Raw genomic sequence first — 24,739 nt, 5'->3', positions numbered from 1 at the left:
GCCGCCGGGAAATAATCCCCGGCGCGTTTCGCGCTGCGATAAAAACGAAAAACGAACGTGGTCTCTTTCAATGGCGAGTGTAAACATGACAACAGCAACCCCGGCGCGCCTGCTGGTGCGCCCCATCACGGCGGAAGACAATCCCGCCATTGCTCACGTCATTCGCGAAGTCTCCGCCGAGCACGGCCTGACGGCGGATAAAGGCTATACCGTCTCCGATCCCAACCTGGACGCCCTGTATCAGCTCTACAGCCTGCCGCGCAGCGCTTACTGGGTGATCGAGGTGGACGGCCAGGTCGCCGGCGGCGGCGGCATCGCGCCGCTGCAGGGCGGCGCAGACGATATTTGCGAATTGCAGAAGATGTATTTCCTGCCGGTGTTGCGCGGCAAGGGATTGGCGAAACGCCTGGCGCTGCAGGCGCTGGATTTCGCCCGCCAGCACGGCTTCCGCTGTTGTTACCTCGAGACCACCGCCAGCCTGACGCAGGCCGTCGCGCTGTACGAACATCTGGGCTTCGAACACATCGACCACGCGATGGGCGCCACCGGCCACGTCGATTGTGAAGTCACCATGCTGAAAACGCTGTAATCGCCCCGCCTCTTCATCAGGGCGCAGCTTGCTGCGCCTTTTTATTAATATCGCAATCAATCAGTAAAACTCGCTATAACTCCGTTTTTCAAGCAGATAAACTGACGTTAAAAACCACAATGTAAATTTAATGTGAAGTTCGTTAATAAATTAACGATCGCAAATTGACCGCCTTTTCCCCCGCGTTACTCTGCCAGTATCCCAATCGCGCACGGAGAGCTGTCATGTCGGAAAATACCTTTGATTACATCATCGTCGGCGCCGGTTCCGCCGGCTGCGTGCTGGCGGCGCAGCTGATCCGCCGCACCCAGGCGCGGGTGCTGCTGCTGGAAGCCGGCGGCGACGACAATAACCTGTTCATTAAGATGCCGGCCGGGGTGGCCAAGATCATCGCCAAAAAGAGCTGGCCTTATGAGACGGAGCCGGAACCGCACGCCAATAACCGCCGCATGCAGATCGCGCAGGGCAAGGTGCTGGGCGGCAGCAGTTCGGTCAACGGCATGATCTACCTGCGCGGCCAGCCGCAGGATTACGACGACTGGGCCGAGCGCTACGGCTGCGCCGGCTGGAGCTACCGCGAGGTGCTGCCCTACTTCAAACGCGCCGAGGCCAACGAAAGCCTGTCCGACGACTACCACGGCGCCGACGGGCTGCTGCCGGTCAGCGAGAATCGCTACCGCCACCCGCTCAGCATGGCGTTTATCCGCGCCGGCCAGGAGCTGAACCTGCCCTATCGCAACGACTTCAACGGCGACAGCCAGCACGGCGTCGGCTTTTACCAAACCACCACCCACAACGGCGAGCGCGCCAGCACCGCCCGCACCTACCTGAAGGCGGTGCGCGACGAACGGCGGCTGGTGGTGAAACTGAACGCCCTGGCGCACCGGCTGACCTTCGAGGGCAACGTCGCCACCGGCGTGGTCTATAGCCAGAATGGCGGCGCCGAAGTCACCGCCCGCGCCACCAAAGAGGTGATCGTCAGCGCCGGCGCGGTCGGTTCGCCGAAGCTGCTGATGCTGTCCGGCATCGGCCCGCGCGACCACCTGCAGCAGCTGGGCATCGAGGTGCGGGCGGATCTGCCGGTGGGCAAAAACTTCCACGACCACCTGCACATGTCGATCAACGTCAGTACCCGCGAGCCGATCAGCCTGTTCGGCGCCGATCGCGGCCTGCAGGCGCTGAGCCACGGCGCGCAGTGGCTGGCGTTTCGCAGCGGGGTGCTCTCATCCAACGTGCTGGAAGGCGCCGCCTTCACCGACAGCCAGGGCGACGGCCGGCCGGACGTGCAGATCCACTTCCTGCCGCTGCTGGACAGCTGGGACGACGTGCCCGGCGAGCCGCTGCCGAACATTCACGGCTTCACGCTCAAGGTCGGTTACCTGCAGCCGAAGGCGCGCGGCGAAGTGCTGCTGCGCAGCAGCAACCCGCGCGATCCGGTCAAGCTGCACGCCAACTACCTCGGCCACCCGGACGATCTGGCCGGCAGCGTGCGCGCGGTGAAGTTCGGCCTGGATTTCCTGCAAACCGCGGCGCTGAAGCCGCTGATCAAAGATCTGCTGATGCCGCAGCCGGAGTGGACGCGCGACGAAGCGCAGCTGGAGGAGTTCGTGCGCAACTTCTGCAAGACGGTGTATCACCCGGTGGGCAGTTGCCGCATGGGGCCGTCGCCGCAGGACGCGGTGACCGATCCGCAGCTGCGGGTGCACGGTTTCGAGCAGCTGCGGGTGATCGACTGCTCGGTGATGCCGCAGCTCACCAGCGGCAACACCAATGCGCCGACCATCATGCTGGCGGAAAAGGCGGTGGATCTGCTGCTGGGCGCGCCGCAGTAAGGGCGCGCCTCAACCTCAGGCGGCGGCGGGCACGCCGCTGTGGAAGCGCAGTTCGCTGTCCGGCGACAGGATCAGTTCAGCTTCGAGGCGGCCGAAATGCGCCACCCGTTCGCTGATGTCGCCGCCGGCGATCTGCTCGGCCAGCGTCAGGTAGTCCTGATAATGGCGCGCTTCGGATCGCAGCAGCGAGACGTAAAAGCGGTTCAGCTCGTCGTCCAGATGCGGCGCCAGCTTGGCGAAGCGTTCGCAGGATCGCGCTTCGATGTAGGCGCCACAGATCAGTTTGTCGATCAACGTCGCCGGATCGTGGGTACGGATCTCGCGGATCATGCCCTTGGCGTAGCGGCTGGCGGTGATCTTGCGATACGGGATCCCGCGCGCCTGCATGATCTCCAGCACCTGCGAGAAGTGATGCAGCTCTTCCTTGATCAACAGCACCATGCGATCCGCCAGATCCTGGCCGTAGGCCGAGCCGTTTTTCGGCAGGATCTTGCGGGTGAACTGGCCCTGGCGGAACAGCGTGTCGGGCGCGCCCTGCGCTTCGTGCAGAAACGCCTCGTAGGGCCGCAGCAGCGCCAACAGCGCGTCGCCGCTCTCTTTGTCCGCCACGTAACGGCGGATCAGCCACATGCCGGTCTGCGCGGCTTTCAGCTCGCACACCAGATGGTCGGTCAGCAACAGCTGCAGGTTTTCCGGACGGCGCGCGGCGTCGATCCAGGCGTCGGGGGTTTCACAGTGCAGGAAGCTTAAAATCGGGGCTAACAGGGATTGGTATGTCATGGCGTTTATCAGGGGCCGGCGAGAGCCGGCCCACAGGCATTAATCGGAAAGGAATTAGTGGCGTTTGCCGTCGTCGTCTTCGTCGATGTAATCGCCGTCTTCGTCATCCTCACCGTCTTCACCGTTCGGATCTTCGAAGTAGGTGCCCCAGCCGTCGTAGTTGACGCCGCAGCGTTCCGCCAGCGCCACCAGCTGCTCAACCTGGGCGTCGATCAGTTCGGCGTTCAGGCCGACTTCGCTGATCACGTCGCAGCACATCACCAGCGAACCGTCTTCCACTTCCAGCTCTTCGGCGTCGGTCACTTCGTAGCCCAGCTTGAAGGCTTCAACGGCGGCCTGCTCCAGAACCTCAAATTTCTCGGCGGACAGATGGTGCTCGATGGTGTAGAGCGCGTCCGGATCGCTGCCGTCTTCCAGCAGCTCTTCGATGATCAGGCGGGTCTCTTCACGTTGTTCTTCCAGCAATTCGCGGTTTGCCATGCCTATATCCTCAAGTCAAATGGCCTTCATTCCTTCTATTTTCACACACCGCCGACGTTGCTTCCACGATAAACGTGAAAGATTTCCTCGCTGGGGTTGAAATTGAATATTCATACATATAAAGTGAATTTTAATTCAATTACACAATCAGGGAATCGGACTATGAGCACCGGCAATGCGTTCTACCAACGTCACTTTCTGAGGTTAATGGATTTCACCCCCGCCGAACTGCAGGCGTTGCTGAAGCTGGCGGCCGATCTGAAGCAGGCCAAAAAGCAGGGGCGGGAACAGCGCCGGCTGCAGGGCAAAAACATTGCGCTCATCTTCGAAAAAGACTCGACCCGCACGCGATGCTCTTTCGAAGTTGCCGCATTCGATCAGGGCGCGCAGGTGACCTATCTCGGCCCGAGCGGCAGCCAGATCGGCCATAAAGAGTCGATGAAAGACACCGCCCGGGTGCTGGGCCGCCTGTACGACGGTATTCAGTATCGCGGCTACGGCCAGGCGCTGGTGGAAACCCTGGCGCAGCACGCCGGCGTGCCGGTGTGGAACGGCCTGACCGACGAGTTCCACCCTACTCAGCTGCTGGCGGATCTGCTCACCGTGCAGGAACACCTGCCGGGCAAGGCGCTGAGCGAGGTGAAACTGGCGTACGTCGGCGACGCGCGCAACAACATGGGCAACACGCTGCTGGAAGCCGCCGCGCTGGCGGGCATGGATCTGCGGCTGGTGGCGCCGAAGGCCTGCTGGCCGCAGCCGGAGCTGGTGGCCGAGTGCCAGGCGCTGGCGCAACAAACCGGCGCGAAACTCACCCTGACCGAAGACATCGCCGAAGGGGTGCAAGACGCCGACTTCCTCTACACCGACGTGTGGGTGTCGATGGGCGAACCGAAAGAGACCTGGCAGGAGCGTATTGCGCTGCTGCGGCCGTATCAGGTCAACATGGCGATGCTGAAACTGACCGGCAACCCAAACGTGAAGTTCCTGCACTGCCTGCCGGCGTTCCACGACGACCAAACCACGCTCGGCAAGCAGATGGCGCAGCAGTACGATCTGCACGGCGGCATGGAAGTGACCGACGAGGTGTTCGAGTCGGCGCACAGCGTGGTGTTCGATCAGGCGGAAAACCGGCTGCATACCATCAAGGCGGTGCTGGTCGCCACGCTGAGCGAAACCCTCTGACAATCCTCCTCCACCGCCCTGGCGCCCCCGGCCAGGGCGGCTAATATATTCCTGGAATATCAAATAGCGCATTGACCTTTGCCCACCACCGGTAAAGGTTCTACCGTGACAAGCCGACGGCGCCCGCGCCGTAAAAACCAACGATAACAAACCGTTCTCAGCGCCGCCCTGCGGCGCCTTCAGGGGATATACACCGATGAAAGCCAAACTCTTGCCGCTGTTCCTGCTCGCCGCCCTGCCCGCCGCCGCGTTAGCCGCCACGCCGCCGAATACGCTGGTGGTGGTGCAATCGCTGGATGACATCGTCAGCCTCGATCCGGCGGAAGCCAACGAACTCTCCAGCATCCAGACGGTGCCCAGCCTGTATCAGCGGCTGGTGCAGGCGGATCGCGACGATCCGGCCAAGGTGGCGCCGGTGCTGGCGGAAAGCTGGCAAAGCGATGCGGCGGCCAAAACGCTGACGGTGAAACTGCGGCCGCAGGCGGCGTTCGCCTCCGGCAACCCGCTGACCGCCGACGACGTGATCTTCTCCTACAGCCGCGCGGTCAAGATGAACAAATCGCCGGCGTTCATCCTCAACGTGCTCGGTTGGCAGCCGGACAACATCGACGCGCAGCTCAAGAAGATCGACGAACATACCGTGCAGCTGCGCTGGACGGCGGACGTCAGCCCGGCGGTGGCGCTGAATATCCTCTCGACGCCGATCGCCTCGATCGTCGACAGCAAAGCGGCGCTGGCCAACGTCAAAGACGGCGACTTCGGCAACGCCTGGCTGAAGATTCACTCCGCCGGCAGCGGCCCGTTCAAGATGCGCGTCTATCAGCCGCATCAGGCGATCGTGCTGGACGCCAATCCCACCACGCCGGGCGACAAGCCGCAGCTGAAAAACATCATCATTAAAAACGTGCCGGACCCGGCTACCCGCCGCCTGCTGCTCCAGCAGGGCGACGCCGATATCGCCCGCGAACTGGGCGCCGACCAGACCGACACGCTGAAGAATCAGCCCGGCGTCAAGGTGCTGGAGATCCCGTCCGCCGAGCAAAACTATCTGGTGTTCAACACCGGCAACGGCGCCAATCCGCTGCTGAACAACCCGGCCTTCTGGGAAGCGGCGCGCTACCTGGTGGATTATCAAGGCATCACGAAGGATCTGCTGAAGGGACAATACTTCGTGCACCAGAGCTTCCTGCCGGTCGGGCTGCCGGGCGCGCTGGAGACCAACCCGTTCAGCTACGATCCGGCCAAGGCGAAAGCCATCCTGGCCAAGGCGGGCATCACCCACGCCGCCTTTACGCTGGACGTAGAGAACAAACCGCCGTTCATCACCATCGCGCAGGCGCTGCAGGGCAGCTTCGCCGCCGCCGGCGTGAAGATCGAGCTGCTGCCGGCCGCGGGCAGCCAGGTTTACTCCCGCGTGCGCGCCAGGCAGCATCAGGCGGCAATCCGCCTGTGGATCCCGGATTATTTCGACGCTCACTCCAACGCCAGCGCCTTCGCCTACAACGACGGCAAGAGCAGCACGGTGGCCGGGCTGAACGGCTGGCAGATCCCGCAGCTGAACCAGCAGACGCTGGCGGCGCTGGCCGAAGCCGATCCGGCCAAGCGCCGCGCGCTGTACACCGCCATGCAGCAGGAGCTGCAGCGCAGTTCGCCGTACGTGTTTATCGATCAGGCCAAAACCGAAGTGGTGCTGCGCGACAACGTCAAAGGCTATCAACAAGGGCTGAACGCCGACATGGTCTACTACGATCGCGTCAGCAAATAGCCGGCGGGCGGCCATCGCCGGCCAATCGATTGCGGGGCGGCAAAAAACGGCGTTTTAACGCTTGCAGTGGCGAAAAGCGCGAGTATAATGCGCCACAATTTGCCAGGAGAAAGCATGAAAAACGACGTTTGTTTTGTTAGCCGCAATCGACAAAACCGACTGCCTATCGGCGGCCAGCTGCCGTTGTTTCTCCTGTTGCTAAACCGATCGTTTCAAGCCCCTCATTGAGGGGCTTTTTTTTGCCTTGAGAATATCCCAAAGTCCCGCGCCACGGGCACGCGTCGAGGAGGAGTGAAAAATGGCCAACCCGCTGTATCACAAACACATCATCTCTATTAACGATCTCAGCCGCGAGGATCTGGAGCTGGTGCTGCGCACCGCCGCCGGTCTGAAAGCCAACCCGCAGCCGGAGCTGTTGAAACACAAGGTGATCGCCAGCTGCTTCTTTGAAGCCTCGACCCGTACCCGCCTGTCGTTCGAAACCTCGATGCACCGCCTCGGCGCCTCGGTGGTCGGTTTCGCCGACGGCAGCAACACCTCGCTCGGCAAGAAAGGCGAAACCCTGGCCGACACCATCTCGGTGATCAGCACCTACGTGGACGCCATCGTGATGCGCCACCCGCAGGAAGGCGCGGCGCGCATGGCTTCAGAGTTCTCCGGCAACGTGCCGGTGCTCAACGCCGGCGACGGCGCCAACCAGCACCCGACCCAAACCCTGCTGGATCTGTTCACCATCCAGGAAACCCAGGGCCGCCTGAGCAACCTCAGCATCGCCATGGTCGGCGATCTGAAGTACGGCCGCACCGTGCACTCGCTCACTCAGGCGCTGGCCAAGTTCGAAGGCAACCGCTTCTACTTCATCGCCCCGGACGCGCTGGCGATGCCGGCCTACATCCTGAAAATGCTGGACGAGAAAGGCATCGAGTACAGCCTGCACGGCAGCATTGAAGAAGTGGTGCCGGAGCTGGATATTCTCTACATGACCCGGGTGCAGAAAGAGCGCCTCGATCCGTCCGAGTACGCCAACGTGAAGGCGCAGTTCGTGCTGCGCGCCGCGGATCTGGCCGGCGCGCGCGCCAACCTCAAGGTGCTGCACCCGCTGCCGCGCATCGACGAGATCGCCACCGACGTGGATAAAACGCCGCACGCTTACTACTTCCAACAGGCGGGCAACGGCATCTTCGCCCGCCAGGCGTTGCTGGCGCTGGTGCTCAACGCAGATTTGGCTCTTTAAGGGGGAACCGCCATGACTCATGACAACAAACTGCAGGTCGAAGCGATCAAATGCGGCACGGTGATCGACCACATTCCGGCGCAGATCGGTTTCAAACTGCTGACGCTGTTCAAGCTGACCGCCACCGACCAGCGCATCACCATCGGCCTGAACCTGCCTTCCAACGAGCTGGGCCGCAAGGATCTGATCAAGATCGAGAACACCTTCCTGACCGAGCAGCAGGCCAACCAGCTGGCGATGTACGCGCCGAAGGCCACGGTGAACCGCATCGACAACTATGAAGTGGTGCGCAAGCTGACCCTTAGCCTGCCGGACCACATCGACGGGGTGCTGACCTGCCCGAACGGCAACTGCATCAGCCGCAGCGAGCCGGTGGCGTCGAGCTTCAGCGTCAAATCGCGCGGCGGCGAAGTGCACCTGAAGTGCCGCTACTGCGAAAAAGAGTTCGAGCACCAGGTGGTGCTGCAGGCCGACTAAGCCCGGTATGGGTGCCGGGAGATGGCGCTGTTATTCTCCCGGTGACGCCCTATAATGGGATTTCTGGATAGAACAATCCTCGTTTATCAGGAGAAAACATGTCACGTAACATCAGCACTGAACTCGCCCCGGCAGCCATTGGTCCTTACGTGCAGGGCGTTGATCTGGGCAGCATGATCATCACTTCCGGCCAGATCCCGGTCGATCCGAAAACCGGCGCCGTCGCCGACGACGTGGCCGCTCAGGCGCGCCAGTCGCTGGAAAACGTCAAGGCGATCGTCGAAGCCGCCGGCCTGATCGTTGCCGACATCGTGAAAACCACCGTGTTCGTGAAAGACCTGAACGACTTCGCCACCGTCAACGCCGCGTACGAAGCCTTCTTCACCGAGCACAGCGCGCCGTTCCCGGCCCGTTCCTGCGTGGAAGTGGCGCGTCTGCCGAAAGACGTGAAGATCGAAATCGAAGCCATCGCCGTGCGTCGTTAATCGACGCGCACGCGAATGACGGCCAGTGCAGACTGGCCGTTTTTATTTCTGCTCTGCCCCGACAGCCTGCCGTCCCTGCGCCTTCAGCGCTCACCGCCGCCGCCATTTCGCCCTATATTAAGGCGTCGCTACGCCGCACCTGCACCGCAAACGGGCGTTTTTCATCGCGGCAGCCCCGCTCTGCGCCATTTTCGCCCGTTATCGCCTTGGCACGTTTTATGCTCGATTGATTGACAGCCTGCAATGTCGACGAGGTGACGATGCTGAATATCAATCTTTCCGCTTCACCGTTTTTTGATGAGATGCTTCTGGCTGAGGGAAAACACCGTGGCCACTACGACGCCTACTGGCAATGGCTGCAGCAGGCCGATCACCAGGCCGTGCAACGCAAGCGGGAAGAGGCTGCGCTGTTGTTTCACCGGGTGGGCATCACCTTCAACGTCTACGGCGACGATGACGGCGCCGAGCGGTTGATCCCGTTCGACAGCGTGCCGCGCATTATTCCGGCCGCCGAATGGGCGATGCTCGATCGCGGCATTCGCCAGCGCGTACAGGCGCTCAACGCTTTCCTGCATGACATTTACCACCAGCAGCATATTCTGAAGGCCGGCCTCATTCCGGCGGAGCAGGTGCTGGCCAACGATCAGTATCAACCCTGTATGCAAGGCGTTGATCTGCATCGCGATATCTATGCGCATATCGTCGGCGTGGACATGGTCCGCAACAGCGACGGCCAATACTACGTGCTGGAAGATAACTTGCGCACCCCGTCCGGCGTCTCTTACATGCTGGAAAACCGCAAAATGATGATGCGTCTCTATCCGGAACTGTTCGCCCGGCAACGCATCGCGCCGGTGGAGCGCTACCCGTCGCACCTGCTGCAAACGCTGCGCGAAAGCTCGCCCATCAACGATCCCACCGTGGTGGTGCTGACGCCGGGCCGCTTCAACAGCGCCTATTTTGAGCACAGTTTCCTGGCGCAGCAGATGGGGGTGGAGCTGGTCGAAAGCGCCGATCTGTTCGTCAAGGACGGCGCGGTGTTCATGCGCACCACCGCCGGGCCGTGCAAAGTGGACGTGATCTATCGTCGGGTGGACGACGCCTTCCTCGATCCGCTGGCGTTTCGGCCGGACTCGATGCTCGGCGTACCGGGGCTGCTGTCGGTGTATCGCGCCGGCAATGTGGTGCTGGCCAACGCCATCGGCACCGGCGTGGCCGACGACAAATCGATCTACCCTTACGTGCCGGATATGGTGCGCTTCTACCTGCAAGAGGAACCGATCCTCAACAACGTGCCGACCTGGCAGTGCCGACATAAAAACGAACTGTCGTACGTGCTGGCCAACCTCGAACAGATGGTCGTGAAAGAGGTGCACGGCGCCGGCGGCTACGGCATGTTGATCGGCCCCACGGCGAGCAAGGACGAGCTCGCCCGCTTCCGTGCTCTGCTGCTGGCTCGCCCGCAGAATTACATTGCGCAAAACACGCTGGCGCTGTCCACCTGCCCGACCTTCGTCAACGATGGTCTGGCGCCGCGGCATATCGATCTGCGGCCGTTCGCCCTCAGCGGCGCGGAGATCCGCCTGGTGCCCGGCGGCCTGACCCGGGTGGCGTTGGCGGAAGGTTCGCTGGTGGTGAACTCGTCGCAGGGCGGCGGCACCAAGGACACCTGGGTATTGGAGGACGACCTATGCTGAGCCGCACCGCCAGTGAACTCTATTGGATGGCCCGCTATCTGGAGCGGGCGGAAAGCATCGCCCGGGTGCTGGACGTCACCAACAAGCTGTCGATGATGCCGATCCGCGACGGCGGCGATCAGGATCTGCAGGTGCCGCTCAATCTGACCGGCACCGGCCAGCTGTATGCCGCCGCCTACCCGGAATTGACGATGCCGAATCTGGTCAGTTTCTTCGCGCTCGACAACCGCAACCACAGCAGCATCTTCAGCTGCCTGCAAATGGGCTGGAACAACGCCCACGCGGTGCGCGGCAGCCTGTCGTCCGAAGTCTGGGAGTGCATCAACGCCACCTGGATAGAGATGAAACTGATCCGCCGCCAGGGCATCGGCTCGGTGGGCGCCGATGCCTTCTTCGACTGGGTGAAGGAGCGCGCCCATCTGTTTCGCGGCGCCATGTTCGGCACGCTGCTGCGCAGCGACGCCATGCGCTTTATCCGTCTCGGCACCCTGCTGGAGCGGGCCGACGGCACCGCCCGTCTGCTGGAGGTGAAGAACACGCTGATGGACATCGACGGCGACCCGGTGCGCGAATATTACCGCATGGACACGCTGCTGCGGGCGGTGAGCGCGCGCGAAGCCTACCACAGCATCTACAAGCAGCCGTTGAGCCGCGAGACCATCGCCGAACTGATGATTCTGCGCAATGAAATTCCGCGTTCACTGCTGGCCTGCGTCGGCGACATGGTGCAGCAATTGGAGCTGATCGGCGGCGGCGCCAACCAACCGCGACGTCTGGCGCACACCCTGCATGCCGAGCTGCGCTTCAGCAGCATGAAGGATCTGAACAAGATCGGCCTGGGCGAGTGGTTGAGCGCCTTTCTCGGCCAGGTGAACGGCATCGCCGAAAGCATCCATCACACTTATCTGGAGGCGCAATGAAACTGAATATTGAGCACAACACCCATTATCGCTACGCCCAGCCGGTGCAGCGCAGCACCCAATATCTGCGGCTGACGCCGCAGGATTCGCCGCATCAGCGCATCCTCTCCTGGCAACTGTCGTTGCCGGATGACGCGGTGCGCACCACCGACGCCTTCGGCAACGTACTGCACGTGCTGACGCTCGATGAACCGCATCAGGCCATCACCATTCGGGTGCTCGGGGAAGTGGAAATTGAAGACGGCGTCGAAGATCGGGCGCTCGGGCATCTGTCGCCGCTGGTATTTCTGCGCCATAGCCCGCTGACCCAGCCCGATGACGCCATTCAGGCCTTCGCCCTGCGTTATCATCAACCGCAGGCGGTGCTGAGCGGCCTGGAACATCTGATGGGCGAGCTGCTGCTGAAGATGCCTTACAGCCCAGGCTCCACGCGCGTGACAGACAGCGCCGCCGAGGCGTTCGCCGCCGGCAGCGGCGTGTGTCAGGATCATACGCATGTCTTCCTGAGCTGCTGCCGCAGCCTGAACATCCCGGCGCGCTACGTCAGCGGCTACCTGTACAGCGAAGACTCGACCCATGTCGCCACCCATGCCTGGGCGGAAGTGTGGGTGGAGGAACGCTGGCACAGCTTCGACGTGACCAACAATACGCGCATGCCAAATCAGCACCTTAAGCTGGCGGTTGGCATCGATTATCTGGACGCCTGCCCGGTGCGCGGCATGCGGTTGGGCGGCGGCTGCGAAGACATGAGCGCCATCGCCGCCGTACAAATGATGCCAACCGGCCAGTAGCCGCTTGCCGATGGAAAATGTTTCGGGCACGCTGCGCGTTGGCGGCGTGCCGGTCTTGTTTTGAGGGATTGTAGTATGACCTACTGTGTGGCCATGCGTTTGTCGTCCGGGCTGGTCTTTGCGTCCGATTCGCGCACCAACGCCGGGGTGGATCATATTTCCACCTTCCGCAAACTGCACGTGTTCCAACAGGACGGCGATCGCACGCTGGTGCTGCAAAGCGCCGGCAACCTGGCGACCACCCAGAGCATCATCAGTTTGCTGTTGCACCGCAGCAAGGACGCCGAACGCCCCAACCTGCTCAACGCTCCCAGCCTCTACGACGCCGCCACGCTGGTGGGGGAAACGGTGCGCGAGGTGATCCAGCGCGACAGCGAGGCGCAGCAAAGCGGCAGCACCACCGACTTCAGCTGCAACCTGCTGCTCGGCGGCCAAATTAGCGGGGAAGAGATGCGGCTGTTCCATATCTACCCGCAAGGCAATTTTATCGAAGCCACCCGCGACACGCCCTACTTTCAGATCGGCGAAAGCAAATACGGCAAACCGATCATCGACCGGGTACTGCACTACGACACGCCGCTGGAACAAGCGATGCAATGCGCGCTGATTTCACTGGATTCAACCTTACGCAGCAACCTGTCCGTCGGGCTGCCGCTCGACGTGATGATCTACCCGCGCGACAGCTTCAGTCATGCCCGGCAATACCGCATTACCGAAGATCATCCGTACTTCAGCGCCATCCGCAAGGGCTGGGGCGAAGGGCTGGTCAGCATTTTCACCCAGTTGCCGCCGCTGCAGCTGTAGGGATCCGGGCTCACACGAGCCCGTCCGCTTCATTGCACCTGCATCCCCCGCAGCAACGCCTCCAGCGGGTACACCGCCGCAATCACCACTTCGTCGCGCGTCTGCGCCGCCGCATCCAGCCGGCGCTGCGCTTGTTCTGCCTCGGTTCGGCTCAGCGGTTTATCCTGCTGATACCGCTCCAGCAGCGTTAACCCCAATGCGGCCAGGGCATCGACGTCCTGCGCCACCGGCGCCAGCTCCCGCAGCGCGCGGTTGCCCGCGATCGCCGTCTGCAGCGCAGCGCCGTTCGCCTGCCAGCGCTGCAACCGTTCGCGCAGCGCCTGCGCCGCCGCCTTATCGCGCTTATCCTTCAGCAGAGCCGCGACCTGCGCATGCATCTCGCGCACCGCCTCGCTCTCCGGCGGCAGCGAATCGGCAAAGCGATTCAGCGGTTCGAACTGATGATAGTTGCCGGCCTGGAACTTCAGGTGCTGGCGGGTGTAATACTGCGCTGGCTCCACCGCCTCGGCCAGGATCTGCAGCGGCAGGATCTGCACGCTGTTGCTCAGCCGGGTGAATTCGCGCGCCGTTTCCGCGTGCTGCTGCAGGCCGACCGACACCACCGACCAGGCGTCGATCGCCGCCAGCCGCCGGTACATGTTGCTTTCATCGGTGACGTCCTGCGCCGACCACAGCCGCTCCGCCACTGCAAAAGCGCGCGGCCACAGCTTGAGATCGAGAAGCGGCGCGCGCACGTTTTCCGCCCACAGCGCCGCTTCCCCGCCGAGGATCTTGGCCTGCCCCTTCTCATCCGGCACCACCGGCATCTTGCCCGCCGGCGCCGCCGCCTGTTTCTCGCCCTGGGTGGGGTAACGCACGTTGCCGACCAACGTATAGCCGCTGAGCTTGTCCTGTTGCAGCGTGAACACCGGCCGTGTGTCGCCCATCCAGGTATCTACGCGGAACGTCACCTGCTGCGGCGTGCGCCAGACGATATCGTGCACCGCGCGGCGCGATTTGCCGTTGAAATCGATAAAGCCGCGCCAGCCCTGCTTGCCCTCGATCAGCGTGAAGCTGCCTTCCACCGCGCTGCCCTTCAGGCGCGGCATGCTGAAACGCCAGCTTTGCGCCTGCTCGCCGGGCTGCACCGCCGTCTCGATCCCCAGCGGCTGCGGCAGAATTTCATTGCGGTAGTGATAGGCGGTGCTTTGCGGCTGATCGAGATAGAAACCGGTAGAGAGAATGCCCTGATAGCCATCCTGCGCGCTGGCGCCCAGCGAGTCTTGCCCCTGCCAGGATTGAATGACGATCGAGCGCGGCAGCGACGGATGATAGATCTCGTCCCAGCCGACCATCTGCCGCTGGTGCTTCTCGAGGACTTTTTCCAGCTTCTGGTTGAAGTAGGCCTGCAGCGCATGGGTATCCGCCAGCCCGTTCTGCTGCATAAACGCCTGTATCGACGGCGACGCCCGCCACTGGCTGGCGTCCACTTCGTCGCCGCCGATGTGCAGATAAGGATCGGGGAAGATCGCCGCCAGCTCGCCGACGATCGTGTCGACAAACTGATAAACCTCGTCGCGGGTCGGATCGAGCGTCGGCTTATGCACGCCCCACTCGCGCTCCATGCGATACGGCCCCGGCGCGCTCATCAGATCGGGATAGGCCACCGCGATGCTGGAGGCGTGCCCCGGCATGTCTATCTCCGGCACCACGCGAATGCCGCGCGCCGTGGCGTAAGCCACCACCTGCCGCATCTGCTCGCGGGTGTAGAACTGGCCGTCGCTGGCCTGCTGCTGCAATTTGGGGTAATGCTCGGAGGCGAAGCGCCAGCCCTGATCGTCGGTCAGGTGCCAGTGGAATACGTTGAGCTTGGCCGCCGCCATGCCGTCAAGCTGGCGCAGAATGTCCGGCAGCGGCAGGAAATGGCGCGCCGAATCCAGCAGCACGCCGCGCCACGGAAAACGCGGCACGTCGCGAATATCCACCAATGGCAGGAAAGTGTTTTGCCCGTCGGTCTGCAGCAGCTGCAGCAGGGTCTCCATGCCGCGCAGCGCGCCGAAGCGAGTGTTGGCGGTCAGCGTGGCGCCCTGCGGCGTGACCGCCAGCCGGTAACTCTCATCGCTGCCCGGCAGCGGCTGCGCCGCCACCCGATCCTTGATCACCACCTTGATCGCCGCGCCGTTTGCTTCTTCCCTCGGCGCCAGCGTCCAGCCGGTCTGCAACTCGATGCGCTGGCGCCAGCGCGGCAGCGCGTCGCCCAAATCATCGCCCTGGAGGCTTAACGACAGCCGGTGATCCAAAATCAGTTTGCCCGCCGGTTGCGTCACGTCCACCTGCTGCGGCCAGGGCATCAGCGGCAGATCACCCGCCGGCTGCGCCAGCGCGCCGCAAGAAAACCATAACGATGAAGCCAGTAGCGTATAACGGAAAGGTCTGTGCATCGGAAATTCCTCAGAGGAAAAAAACAAAATATCCCCAATGAATTTCAAACCACCGCTAGGCGGCAAGCGCCCGCATCCCCAGGCGCTTAGGTCTGCTAAGTAACTGGGGGGCGGGCGTACAGCCAACAACGCGGTGGCTTGAAAGGCGCAGGGGAAAACAGCCAACGCTGTAGATAAAGACTCAGCACAGAACAGATGTCCAACCGTTGCGGTGAAAAAGCGGACGGGATCACAGTTGCCCCCTCCCGGCCGGAGGGGGCGAACGGGTTATTGCCAGCCGTAGCGGCGCACGAACCAGCCTTTCACGCACTGGGTCAGCACCATGTAACCGGCGAGGATCAGCACCAGCCACGGGAAGTAGGCGAGCGGCAGCGCCTGCAGCTGCAGGAAGCCGGCCAGCGGCGAGAACACCAGGCCGATGCCGGTGGCGATCACCGCCAGCGTCATGATGCACAGCGGCCAGGACGGGCGGCTCTGGATAAACGGAATTTTGCGCGTGCGGATCATGTGCACGATCAGCGTTTGCGACAGCAGCCCTTCCACGAACCAGCCGGACTGGAACAGCGTCTGCATTTCCGGCGTATTGGCCTTGAACACCCACCACATCAGGCTGAAGGTCAGCACGTCGAAGATTGAACTGATCGGCCCAAAGAACACCATAAACCGCCCCAGATCGGCGGAGTTCCAGCGCTGCGGCTGGGTGATCTGATCGTCGTCGACGTTATCGAACGGGATGGCGATCTGCGAGATGTCGTACATCAGGTTCTGAATCAACAGGTGCAGCGGCAACATCGGCAGGAACGGCAGGAAGGCGCTGGCGATCAGCACGCTGAACACGTTGCCGAAGTTGGAGCTGGCGGTCATCTTGATGTATTTCAGCATGTTGGCGAAGGTGCGGCGCCCTTCGATCACCCCCTGCTCCAGCACCATCAGGCTTTTTTCCAGCAGGATGATGTCCGCCGCTTCCTTGGCGATGTCCACCGCCGAATCGACGGAGATGCCGATGTCGGCCGCGCGCAGCGCCGGCGCGTCATTGATGCCGTCGCCCATAAAGCCCACCACGTGCCCCCGGCGGCGCAGCAGTTTGACGATGCGCTCCTTATGCAGCGGCGTCAGCTTGGCGAACACCGTGGTGCGCGCCGCCGCCTGCGCCAGCTGCTCGTCGTCCATCTGCTCGATCTCGCTGCCGCGCAGCAGATGATCGGCCTCCAGCCCGACGTCACGGCACACTTTGGCCGCCACCAGCTCGTTGTCGCCGGTGAGGATCTTCACCGTGACGCCGTTCTGTTTCAGCGCCGCCAGCGCCGGTGCGGTGCTTTCCTTCGGCGGATCGAGGAAAGCGACGTAGCCTTCGAGGATCAGATCCGATTCATCCGCCACGCCGTATTCATGGGTTTGCGCCGGCAGGATCTTGTTGGCCACCGCCACCACCCGCAGCCCCTGCTGGTTGAGATCGTCGGTGATGCGGCGGATCCTCGCCAGCAACGCCTCGCTGAGCGGGATCACCTCGTCTTCGTGGCGCACGTGGCTGCAAATCGCCAGCATCTCTTCCAGCGCACCCTTGCACACCAGCTCGTGATACTCGTTGTCTTTGGCCACCACCACCGACATGCGGCGGCGCACGAAATCGAACGGGATCTCATCCACCTTGCGGTAATTTTGCAGCGCCTCCGGCTGCCGATTCTGCTCCGCGCAGCTCAGCACCGCCACGTCGAGCAGATTTTTCAGGCCGGTCTGGTAGAAGCTGTTCAGCCAGGCGTAGCGCAACACCCGCTCGCTGCCGGCGCCGAACGCATCGGTGTGGCGCTCCAGCACGATCTTGTCCTGGGTCAGGGTGCCGGTCTTGTCGGTGCACAGAATATCCATGGCGCCGAAGTTCTGGATGGCGTCCAGCCGTTTGACGATCACCTTCTGGCGCGACAGTTTCACCGCCCCTTTGGCCAGCGTCGAGGTGACGATCATCGGCAGCATTTCCGGCGTCAGCCCGACCGCCACCGACAGCGCGAACAGCGCCGCTTCCCACCAGTCGCCCTTGGTGTAGCCGTTGATCAGCAGCACGATCGGCGTCATCACCAGCATAAAGCGGATCAGCAGCCAGCTGACCTTGCTGATGCCGCTCTGGAAGGCGTTCGGCTGCTCATCCTGGCTGGTGACGCGCTGCGCCAGCTGGCCGAAATAGGTGCTGCCGCCGGTGCCGATCACCATCGCCAGCGCGGTGCCGCTGACCACGTTGGTGCCCATGAAGCACAGGTTCTGGCAGTCGAGCGGATCGGCCGCCGACAATTGCGGCGCGGCGGATTTCTCCACCGGCAGCGATTCGCCGGTCAGCGCCGCCTGGCTGATGAACAGGTCCTTGGCCGATAGCACGCGCAGATCCGCCGGGATCATGTCGCCGGCCGCCAGCTTGATGATGTCGCCCGGCACCAGCTGCGCGATCGGCAGCTCCACGTGTTCGCTCTTGCCGGTGTGCGCGTCGCTGCGGATCACCGTGGCGGTGTTGCTCACCATCGCCTTCAGCGCATCGGCCGCCCGGTTGGAGCGCGCCTCCTGGATGAAGTTCAGCAACGTGGAGATCAGCACCATCAACGCGATCACCAAGGCGCCGGTGAGATCTTCGGTGGCGTAAGAGATCATGCCGAGCGCGGTCAGCAGCAGGTTGAACGGGTTGCGGTAGCAGTGCCACAGGTGCTGCCACCAGGCCTCTTTCTGCTGATCGTCGATGACGTTCTCGCCGCAGCGCTGGCGCACCTGTTCCGCCTCATGGGCGGTGATGCCTTCCGGGTGGCTGTGAAAACGCTCAAACAGCTGCATCGTCTCTGCGGCGGCGCATTCCAGCCGCTGCTGCGCCAGGCCGGCCGGCATATCGCGCGCAGCGCCGCTGACGCCGTCCAGCAGGCTGTCGCGACGCACCAAACGGCGCGGGAGGCCGCGGACGAACAGGCCCAGCAGCTGACGGGGGAGTTTTTTCAGTTTCATGGTTCGCACCTCGTCGCCCGGTGCCTCACGGCAGCGGGTAAACGGGGATCGTCATCGGCCGGGCGGATGGCGGGTGCGCCAAAAAGCCTCTGCCAACGCAGATCCTTATTATTTTTTTCAGCAGCAGGAGCGAACGACGAAGCGCGCGCTACCGGTTACCGTGATGTACTTCACCGGTAAAACAGCAGCGCCAGGCGGAGAGGTTTTACCGGAGAACCGAGTGAGTGTCTAAAGCAGTCGGGTCGGGGTCCATATGGGGTATAACCTCCGGTAAAGGGAAAAACAGAGCGGCAGGAGCGGCCGTTCAGCGCAGTGCAACAATCCCGTTTTGCATCAAGATCCGCGTCGGAAAATGAGCTATGCTGACGGGCATTGTTTTACAGGCCGTTATGTTACGCCTGTCCACTTCAATGAAAAGTAAACCATGCAAAACCGGCTGACCATCAAGGACATCGCGCGCCTGAGCGGCGTAGGCAAATCCACCGTCTCACGCGTGTTGAACAATGAAGGCAGCGTGAGCCCGCAAACCCGTGAACGGGTGGAAGCGGTGATCCGTCAGCAAGGGTTTACCCCCTCCAAGTCGGCGCGCGCCATGCGCGGCCAGAGCGACAAAGTGGTGGGCATCATCGTTTCCCGTCTCGATTCGCCGTCGGAGAACCAGGCGGTGCGCACCATGCTGCCGCTGCTGTATCAGCAGGGCTTCGACCCGATCGTGATGGAGAGCCAGTTCGAAACCCGCCTGGTGCAGGAGCACCTGCACGTGCTGCGCCAGCGCAACGTCGACGGGGTGATCCTGTTCGGCTTCACCGGCCTGACCGCGGCGATGCTCAAACCGTGGCAGGAAAAAATGGTGGTGATGGTGCGCGAATACGACGGCTTCTCGTCCGTCTGCTACGACGACGCCGGCGCGGTGAACCTGTTGATGGATCGTCTGTACCGGCAGGGGCATCGGCATATCGGCTATCTGGGGGTGCAGCTCAGCGACGCCACCACCGGCCAGCGCCGCTATCAGGCCTATCTCGACGCCTGTGAACGCCTCCAGCTCACGCCGCGCGCCACGCTGGGCGAGCTGAGTTACCAGAGCGGTTTCCAGCACGCCGCCGAAGTGATCGATGCGCACACCAGCGCGCTGATCTGCGCCTCCGACAGCATCGCCCTCGGCGCGATCAAGTACCTGCAGCAGCAGCCGGCGCGCGCCATTCAGGTGTGCGCCATCGGCAACACCCCGCTGCTCAGCTTCCTGTTCCCCGACACTCTGTCGGTGGAGTTCGGCTACGGCAGCGCCGGCCTGCTGGCCGCGCAGCAGCTGCTGGCGCAGCTCAGCGGCGAACAGGGGATCCGCCGCCTGGTGGTGCCCAGCAAACTTTCCTGACTCCCTGATTAGAAATTGACCATTTTTTGTCATTTTGTGATCCTCGCCCCAAACCGGGAACGTTCCCATTTCATTCAAAAAGCCGAGTGGCTAAGCTTTGATCATTACTCAGTCAACACCTCTGCAGGTATCCCATAATGAGCAAAGTAAAACAGCAGGATATTGATCGCCTGATTGTTTTGGTCGGCGGCCGCGAGAACATCGCCACCGTCAGCCATTGCATTACCCGGCTGCGTTTCGTCCTCAATGACCCCAGCAAGGCCAGCCCCAAAGAAATCGAAGAGCTGCCGATGGTCAAAGGCTGCTTCACCAACGCCGGGCAGTTCCAGGTGGTGATCGGCACCGACGTCGGCGACTACTATCAGGCGCTGATCGCCAGCACCGGCGTCAACGAGGCCGACAAGGAGCAGGCCAAGGTGGCCGCCCGCCAGAACATGACCTGGACCGAGCGCACCATCTCCCACTTCGCCGAGATCTTCTTCCCGCTGCTGCCGGCGCTGATCAGCGGCGGTCTGATCCTAGGTTTCCGCAACGTGATCGGCGACATCCCGATGTCCGGCGGCCAAACGCTGGCGCAGATGCACCCGGCGTGGAAAACCGTTTACGACTTCCTGTGGCTGCTCGGTGAAGCGATCTTCATGTTCCTGCCGGTGGCCATCTGTTGGTCGACGGTGAAAAAGATGGGCGGCACGCCGGTGCTCGGCATCGTGCTGGGCGTCACCCTGGTGTCGCCGCAGCTGATGAACTCCTACCTGCTCGGCCAGCAAACGCCGGAAGTGTGGAACTTCGGCTGGTTCGTGATCCAGAAAGTCGGCTATCAGGCGCAGGTGATCCCGTCGATCCTAGCGGGCATGGCGCTGGGCTGGATCGAAACCCGGCTGAAAAAGATCGTTCCCGACTATCTCTATCTGGTGGTGGTGCCGGTGGTCTCGCTGCTGCTAGCGGTGTTCCTGGCGCACGCGCTGATCGGGCCGTTCGGCCGCATGATCGGCGACGGCGTCGCCTGGGCGGTGAAAGCGGTGATGACCGGCAGCTTCGCCCCGGTGGGCGCCGCGCTGTTCGGCTTCCTGTATGCGCCGCTGGTGATCACCGGCGTGCACCAGACCACGCTGGCTATCGACATGCAAATGATCCAGAGCATGGGCGGCACCCCGGTATGGCCGCTGATTGCGCTGTCCAACATCGCGCAGGCCTCGGCGGTGCTCGGCATCATCATCATCAGCCGCAAGACCAACGAGCGTGAAATCTCGGTGCCGGCGGCGATCTCCGCCTACCTCGGCGTGACCGAACCGGCGATGTACGGCATCAACCTCAAATACCGCTTCCCGATGCTGTGCGCGATGATCGGCTCCGCCTTCGCCGGCCTTATCTGCGGCCTGGACGGCGTGATGGCCAACGGCATCGGCGTCGGCGGCCTGCCGGGCATCCTGTCTATCAAGCCGCAGTTCTGGCTGATTTACTCGCTGGCGATTCTGGTGGCGATCGTCATCCCGCTGGTGCTGACCATCATGGTCTACAAACGCAAGGCCGCGCGCGGCGAGCTGCCGGTTTGATTGACGCAATATGAATGTAGGAGCCTGCTCGCGCAGGCTCGTTGTCACGATTCAAAGGTATTGAACTATGAGCAACCCAACCCCCTGGTGGCAGAACGGCGTCATCTACCAAATTTATCCGAAGAGTTTTCAGGACAGCACCGGCAACGGCTACGGCGATTTGGCCGGCGTGACGCGGCGGCTGGACTATCTGCAGGAGCTGGGCGTCGACGCCATCTGGCTGACGCCGGTCTACGTATCGCCGCAGGTGGACAATGGCTATGACGTGGCGGACTACTGCGCCATCGATCCGGCTTACGGCACGATGGCGGACTTCGAGCAGCTGGTCGCCGCCGCCCACCAGCGCGGCATCCGCATCGTGATGGACATGGTGTTCAACCACACCTCGACCGAGCACCCGTGGTTCAAGGCCGCGCAGGATCGCCACAGCCCGTATCGCCAGTTTTACGTCTGGCGCGACGGCGACGGGGATACGCCGCCGAACAACTGGCGCTCCAAGTTCGGCGGCAACGCCTGGCAGTGGCACGCCGACAGCGGCCAGTACTATCTGCACCTGTTCGCCGCCGAGCAGGCGGATCTCAACTGGGAACACCCGCCGGTGCGCGAAGAGCTGAAGAAAGTGTGTCAGTTCTGGGCGGATAAAGGCGTCGACGGCCTGCGCCTCGACGTGATCAACCTGGTGTCCAAGCAGCAGGACTTCCCGTCTGACAGCCAGGGCGACGGCCGCCGCTTCTACACCGACGGCCCGCGCATCCACGAGTTCCTGCAGGAGATGAGCCGCGACGTGTTCCAGCCGCGCGGCCTGATGACGGTGGGCGAGATGTCCTCCACCACACTCGAGCATTGCCAGCAATACGCTGCGCAGAGCGGTGAAGAGCTGTCGATGACTTTCAACTTCCACCATCTGAAGGTGGACTACGCGGGCGGCGAAAAATGGACGCGGGCGGCGCCGGATTACGTGGAGCTGAAGCAGATCTTCCGCCACTGGCAGCAAGGGATGCATAACCGCGCCTGGAACGCGCTGTTCTGGTGCAACCACGATCAGCCGCGCATCGTGTCACGCTTCGGCGATGAAGGCACACTGCGAGTGCCGGCCGCCAAAATGCTGGCGATGGTGCTGCACGGCATGCAGGGCACGCCTTATATCTATCAGGGCGAAGAACTCGGCATGACCAACCCCGGCTTCCGCGCCATCGAGCAGTATCGCGACGTGGAAAGCTTGAACATGTACGCCGAACTGCGCGCCCAGGGCCGCAGCGACGCCGAGCTGCTGGCGATCCTGGCCGACAAATCGCGCGACAACGGCCGCACGCCGATGCAGTGGAGCGCCGCGCCGCACGCCGGTTTCACCACCGGCACGCCGTGGATCGGCTGCGCTGAGAACTACCCGCAGATCAACGCCGAAGCGGCGCTGGCCGACCTCGACTCGGTGTTTTACGCCTACCGCCAGCTGATCACCCTGCGCAAGCAATACCCGCTGCTGACCCACGGCGACTATCAGGATCTGGCACCGGAACACCCGGCGCTGTGGTGCTATCAGCGCAGCTGGAACGGCCAGCGCCTGCTGGTAGCGGCCAACCTGAGCCGCGAGCCGCAGGACTGGACGGCGGCGGGCGTGGAGCCTTCCGCCCAGTGGCGCCCGCTGATGAGCAACTACAGCGACTCGGCAGACCAGCCGCAGGCGCTGACGCTACGGCCGTTCGAAGCGGTGTGGTGGCTGCTCGAAGACTAACCCCGCAGGGCGCGGCGAGCGCTGCGCCCTACCATTTCCCCAGCAGTGCCACCACCCCGGCGGCCTCTCGCGCCAGGCGTTCATCACTCATGTCGAATACGCCCTGCACCAGATGCGGCGGCAGATAATCCATGCCGGTCAGGTTGGCCATGGCGTGGAACGGCAGCAGCAGATCCTGCACCGGATAACGGTTGTACCCTTCCGCCGTATAAGCCTGCGCGTCGCCGCCGGTGCTCACCACCAGCTGCAGCGGCTTGCCGTGCAGTTGGGTGCCTTCGCTGCCGTAGGCGAAACCGTAGGTTAATACCGCATCCTGCCATTCGCTGAGGATCGCCGGCGAGCTGTACCAGAAAAACGGGAACAGCATCACCACCGCATCATGGCTCTGCAGCAGCGCCTGTTCGCGCGCCACGTCGATGCGGTAATCCGGGTACGCGCGAATCAGTTCGTGAACGGTCACGTTGGGCAGCGGGCGTACGGCCTCGATCAGCGCCTTATTAATGCGCGACTCGTCGGGGGTGCGGTGGGCGGTTAACACTAAAATGCGCGACATAACGATTCCTCGGTCATAAGAAGATGAGGGCATTTTTCCATTTCCGCCGCTTCGGGTGTAGGCTGTTAAAGGTCACTTCAATTTCAACCAAAAGTATCAACCACTATGTCGCTGCCCTTTGACGTGCACCGCCTGCTGCCGGCCTTCCTCGCCGCCGCGCAGGCGCAAAATTTCTCCGCCGCTGCTCGCCAGCTGGGCGTCACGCCAGCGGCGGTCAGCAAAAACATCCGCACGCTGGAAGAGAAGCTGGCGCTGCGGCTGTTTCAGCGCAACACCCACAACGTGCTGCTGACCGACGAGGGTAAGGCGCTGCTGGCGCAGGTGGCGCCGCTGTGGCAGGCGCTGGCGGCCACGCTGGAGAGCGCCGGCGGCGAACGGCAGGCGCCGGCCGGGGTGGTGCGCGTCAGCATGATCCCCGGCTTCGGCCGCCAGATGCTGATGCCGTTGATCCCGCAATTTCTGGCGCGCTATCCGCAGATCGATCTCGATCTGTCGCTGGACGCCCGGGTGGTGAACCTGGTGGGCGAAGGCTTCGACGTCGGCATCGGCAGCCGGGTCGATCCCGACAGCCGGCTGGTGGCCCGCCCGCTCTACCCGATGCATATGGTGCTGGCGGCCTCGCCCGACTATCTGGCGCGGCGCGGTGAGCCGCAAACGCCGCACGATCTGCTGCGCCACGACTGCCTGCTGCACCGTAACCCGGGCAACGGCCGCCACGTCAAATGGCAGCTGCGCCATCAGGGCGAAACGCTGGCGCTGGATCTGAACGGCCGGCTGGTGGTCAGCCGGCCGGAGATGTTGCTGGATGCGGCGCTGGCCGGGCTGGGCATCGTCAACCTGGCGCGCTGGTACGTCGAGAAACACTTCGAGCAGGGCACGCTGCGGCCGGTGCTGGCGGAATGCTGGCCGCGCCCGGTGCAGCTGTGGCTCTATTACGCCTCAGCGGATCTGCCGCCGCGGGTGCGCGTCTGGGTCGATTTTCTGCTGGAACATTTTCGCGATCGGCCGGCGGGCGATTGACGACTGTTCAGCTTGCACACGCTCTTCCGTTTTCCTTGTTCTACATCAAAAGAATCGCACCAATATCTATATATAGT

The 24,739-nt window shown here is 62.8% G+C and carries 20 protein-coding genes; 15 read left to right on the top strand and 5 right to left on the bottom strand.

Translation table 11 applies throughout. From position 1 onward, the window contains the following. Positions 1-85: 85 nt before the first annotated feature. Positions 86-589 (top strand): GNAT family N-acetyltransferase, encoded by a 504-nt coding sequence (locus tag ACJ8OK_RS10695; protein WP_004933360.1) that lies wholly within the window; start codon positions 86-88, stop codon positions 587-589. Positions 590-813: 224 nt separating this feature from the next. Beyond that, on the top strand, positions 814-2,421 hold the full coding sequence (locus ACJ8OK_RS10690) for a GMC family oxidoreductase (RefSeq protein WP_082997153.1): 1,608 nt from the start codon (positions 814-816) through the stop codon (positions 2,419-2,421). 15 nt (positions 2,422-2,436) lie between these two features. Here the strand turns inward: ACJ8OK_RS10690 and miaE are convergent, their stop codons facing one another. Together miaE and rraB are read right to left on the bottom strand one after the other, a co-directional pair. Then, positions 2,437-3,201, bottom strand: coding sequence for a tRNA isopentenyl-2-thiomethyl-A-37 hydroxylase MiaE (gene miaE, locus ACJ8OK_RS10685; RefSeq protein ID WP_015376459.1), 765 nt, complete (start codon positions 3,199-3,201; stop codon positions 2,437-2,439). A 54-nt stretch (positions 3,202-3,255) separates the two neighbouring features. Continuing rightward, positions 3,256-3,681, bottom strand: a complete 426-nt coding sequence (rraB, locus tag ACJ8OK_RS10680; RefSeq protein WP_004933365.1) for a ribonuclease E inhibitor RraB — start codon at positions 3,679-3,681, stop codon at positions 3,256-3,258. Positions 3,682-3,843: 162 nt separating this feature from the next. Between rraB and argF the strand changes: the two genes are divergently transcribed. From argF to ACJ8OK_RS10635, 9 genes are all read left to right on the top strand, one after another. Then, positions 3,844-4,863 (top strand): ornithine carbamoyltransferase, encoded by a 1,020-nt coding sequence (gene argF / locus ACJ8OK_RS10675; protein ID WP_021504215.1) that lies wholly within the window; start codon positions 3,844-3,846, stop codon positions 4,861-4,863. A 196-nt stretch (positions 4,864-5,059) separates the two neighbouring features. Beyond that, positions 5,060-6,628, top strand: a complete 1,569-nt coding sequence (locus ACJ8OK_RS10670; protein ID WP_442530574.1) for an ABC transporter substrate-binding protein — start codon at positions 5,060-5,062, stop codon at positions 6,626-6,628. Between the two features lie 298 nt (positions 6,629-6,926). Continuing rightward, positions 6,927-7,862: an aspartate carbamoyltransferase gene (gene pyrB / locus ACJ8OK_RS10665; protein ID WP_019453297.1), complete on the top strand. Its 936-nt coding sequence runs from the start codon at positions 6,927-6,929 to the stop codon at positions 7,860-7,862. Positions 7,863-7,874: 12 nt separating this feature from the next. Next, on the top strand, positions 7,875-8,339 hold the full coding sequence (gene pyrI / locus ACJ8OK_RS10660; RefSeq protein ID WP_004933377.1) for an aspartate carbamoyltransferase regulatory subunit: 465 nt from the start codon (positions 7,875-7,877) through the stop codon (positions 8,337-8,339). 98 nt (positions 8,340-8,437) lie between these two features. Then, positions 8,438-8,824 carry a 2-iminobutanoate/2-iminopropanoate deaminase gene (ridA, locus tag ACJ8OK_RS10655; RefSeq protein ID WP_004933379.1) on the top strand — a complete coding sequence of 129 codons (387 nt, stop codon included), beginning with the start codon at positions 8,438-8,440 and terminating at the stop codon, positions 8,822-8,824. Between the two features lie 260 nt (positions 8,825-9,084). Continuing rightward, complete coding sequence (locus ACJ8OK_RS10650) at positions 9,085-10,521, top strand: circularly permuted type 2 ATP-grasp protein (protein WP_015376454.1); 1,437 nt, start codon at positions 9,085-9,087, stop codon at positions 10,519-10,521. Continuing rightward, on the top strand, positions 10,515-11,441 hold the full coding sequence (locus tag ACJ8OK_RS10645; RefSeq protein ID WP_004933382.1) for an alpha-E domain-containing protein: 927 nt from the start codon (positions 10,515-10,517) through the stop codon (positions 11,439-11,441). Before ACJ8OK_RS10650 ends, ACJ8OK_RS10645 begins: the two co-directional genes overlap by 7 nt. Continuing rightward, on the top strand, positions 11,438-12,232 hold the full coding sequence (locus ACJ8OK_RS10640) for a transglutaminase family protein (protein WP_004933384.1): 795 nt from the start codon (positions 11,438-11,440) through the stop codon (positions 12,230-12,232). Before ACJ8OK_RS10645 ends, ACJ8OK_RS10640 begins: the two co-directional genes overlap by 4 nt. Positions 12,233-12,307: 75 nt before the next feature. Beyond that, positions 12,308-13,036 carry a proteasome-type protease gene (locus ACJ8OK_RS10635; protein WP_015376453.1) on the top strand — a complete coding sequence of 243 codons (729 nt, stop codon included), beginning with the start codon at positions 12,308-12,310 and terminating at the stop codon, positions 13,034-13,036. A 29-nt stretch (positions 13,037-13,065) separates the two neighbouring features. Here the strand turns inward: ACJ8OK_RS10635 and ACJ8OK_RS10630 are convergent, their stop codons facing one another. Both ACJ8OK_RS10630 and mgtA read right to left on the bottom strand, forming a co-directional pair. Beyond that, entirely contained in the window at positions 13,066-15,456 is a 2,391-nt protein-coding gene (locus ACJ8OK_RS10630) for a beta-N-acetylhexosaminidase (protein WP_135637735.1), read from the bottom strand. Between the two features lie 267 nt (positions 15,457-15,723). Beyond that, the gene (gene mgtA, locus ACJ8OK_RS10625) at positions 15,724-18,432 is read right to left on the bottom strand and encodes a magnesium-translocating P-type ATPase (protein ID WP_442530573.1); all 2,709 of its coding nucleotides are present in this window, start codon (positions 18,430-18,432) and stop codon (positions 15,724-15,726) included. 424 nt (positions 18,433-18,856) lie between these two features. Between mgtA and treR the strand changes: the two genes are divergently transcribed. From treR to treC, 3 genes are all read left to right on the top strand, one after another. Further along, a complete protein-coding gene (gene treR / locus ACJ8OK_RS10620; protein ID WP_048325897.1) occupies positions 18,857-19,804 on the top strand; it encodes a trehalose operon repressor TreR in 948 nt (315 codons plus the stop codon). Positions 19,805-19,941: 137 nt separating this feature from the next. After that, positions 19,942-21,357 (top strand): PTS trehalose transporter subunit IIBC, encoded by a 1,416-nt coding sequence (gene treB, locus ACJ8OK_RS10615; protein ID WP_442530572.1) that lies wholly within the window; start codon positions 19,942-19,944, stop codon positions 21,355-21,357. Between the two features lie 67 nt (positions 21,358-21,424). Continuing rightward, positions 21,425-23,089: an alpha,alpha-phosphotrehalase gene (gene treC, locus ACJ8OK_RS10610; RefSeq protein WP_442530571.1), complete on the top strand. Its 1,665-nt coding sequence runs from the start codon at positions 21,425-21,427 to the stop codon at positions 23,087-23,089. Positions 23,090-23,117: 28 nt separating this feature from the next. Here the strand turns inward: treC and ACJ8OK_RS10605 are convergent, their stop codons facing one another. Further along, positions 23,118-23,642, bottom strand: a complete 525-nt coding sequence (locus ACJ8OK_RS10605; protein ID WP_033631652.1) for an NAD(P)H-dependent oxidoreductase — start codon at positions 23,640-23,642, stop codon at positions 23,118-23,120. A 105-nt stretch (positions 23,643-23,747) separates the two neighbouring features. On the opposite strand from ACJ8OK_RS10605, the gene ACJ8OK_RS10600 reads away from it, so the two are divergent. After that, positions 23,748-24,662: a LysR family transcriptional regulator gene (locus ACJ8OK_RS10600; protein WP_033631651.1), complete on the top strand. Its 915-nt coding sequence runs from the start codon at positions 23,748-23,750 to the stop codon at positions 24,660-24,662. Positions 24,663-24,739 lie beyond the last annotated feature (77 nt).

Source organism: Serratia sp. CY71090 (genome assembly GCF_052166845.1).
Classification (GTDB): domain Bacteria; phylum Pseudomonadota; class Gammaproteobacteria; order Enterobacterales; family Enterobacteriaceae; genus Serratia; species Serratia nematodiphila.
This window is presented reverse-complemented; position numbering and strand designations above follow the sequence as displayed.

Coding starts and splice junctions, on each gene's coding strand:
- ACJ8OK_RS10695 (WP_004933360.1), top strand. CDS start 86: ATGACAACAGCAACCCCGGCGCGCCTGCTGGTGCGCCCCATCACGGCG.
- ACJ8OK_RS10690 (WP_082997153.1), top strand. CDS start 814: ATGTCGGAAAATACCTTTGATTACATCATCGTCGGCGCCGGTTCCGCC.
- miaE (WP_015376459.1), bottom strand. CDS start 3,201: ATGACATACCAATCCCTGTTAGCCCCGATTTTAAGCTTCCTGCACTGT.
- rraB (WP_004933365.1), bottom strand. CDS start 3,681: ATGGCAAACCGCGAATTGCTGGAAGAACAACGTGAAGAGACCCGCCTG.
- argF (WP_021504215.1), top strand. CDS start 3,844: ATGAGCACCGGCAATGCGTTCTACCAACGTCACTTTCTGAGGTTAATG.
- ACJ8OK_RS10670 (WP_442530574.1), top strand. CDS start 5,060: ATGAAAGCCAAACTCTTGCCGCTGTTCCTGCTCGCCGCCCTGCCCGCC.
- pyrB (WP_019453297.1), top strand. CDS start 6,927: ATGGCCAACCCGCTGTATCACAAACACATCATCTCTATTAACGATCTC.
- pyrI (WP_004933377.1), top strand. CDS start 7,875: ATGACTCATGACAACAAACTGCAGGTCGAAGCGATCAAATGCGGCACG.
- ridA (WP_004933379.1), top strand. CDS start 8,438: ATGTCACGTAACATCAGCACTGAACTCGCCCCGGCAGCCATTGGTCCT.
- ACJ8OK_RS10650 (WP_015376454.1), top strand. CDS start 9,085: ATGCTGAATATCAATCTTTCCGCTTCACCGTTTTTTGATGAGATGCTT.
- ACJ8OK_RS10645 (WP_004933382.1), top strand. CDS start 10,515: ATGCTGAGCCGCACCGCCAGTGAACTCTATTGGATGGCCCGCTATCTG.
- ACJ8OK_RS10640 (WP_004933384.1), top strand. CDS start 11,438: ATGAAACTGAATATTGAGCACAACACCCATTATCGCTACGCCCAGCCG.
- ACJ8OK_RS10635 (WP_015376453.1), top strand. CDS start 12,308: ATGACCTACTGTGTGGCCATGCGTTTGTCGTCCGGGCTGGTCTTTGCG.
- ACJ8OK_RS10630 (WP_135637735.1), bottom strand. CDS start 15,456: ATGCACAGACCTTTCCGTTATACGCTACTGGCTTCATCGTTATGGTTT.
- mgtA (WP_442530573.1), bottom strand. CDS start 18,432: ATGAAACTGAAAAAACTCCCCCGTCAGCTGCTGGGCCTGTTCGTCCGC.
- treR (WP_048325897.1), top strand. CDS start 18,857: ATGCAAAACCGGCTGACCATCAAGGACATCGCGCGCCTGAGCGGCGTA.
- treB (WP_442530572.1), top strand. CDS start 19,942: ATGAGCAAAGTAAAACAGCAGGATATTGATCGCCTGATTGTTTTGGTC.
- treC (WP_442530571.1), top strand. CDS start 21,425: ATGAGCAACCCAACCCCCTGGTGGCAGAACGGCGTCATCTACCAAATT.
- ACJ8OK_RS10605 (WP_033631652.1), bottom strand. CDS start 23,642: ATGTCGCGCATTTTAGTGTTAACCGCCCACCGCACCCCCGACGAGTCG.
- ACJ8OK_RS10600 (WP_033631651.1), top strand. CDS start 23,748: ATGTCGCTGCCCTTTGACGTGCACCGCCTGCTGCCGGCCTTCCTCGCC.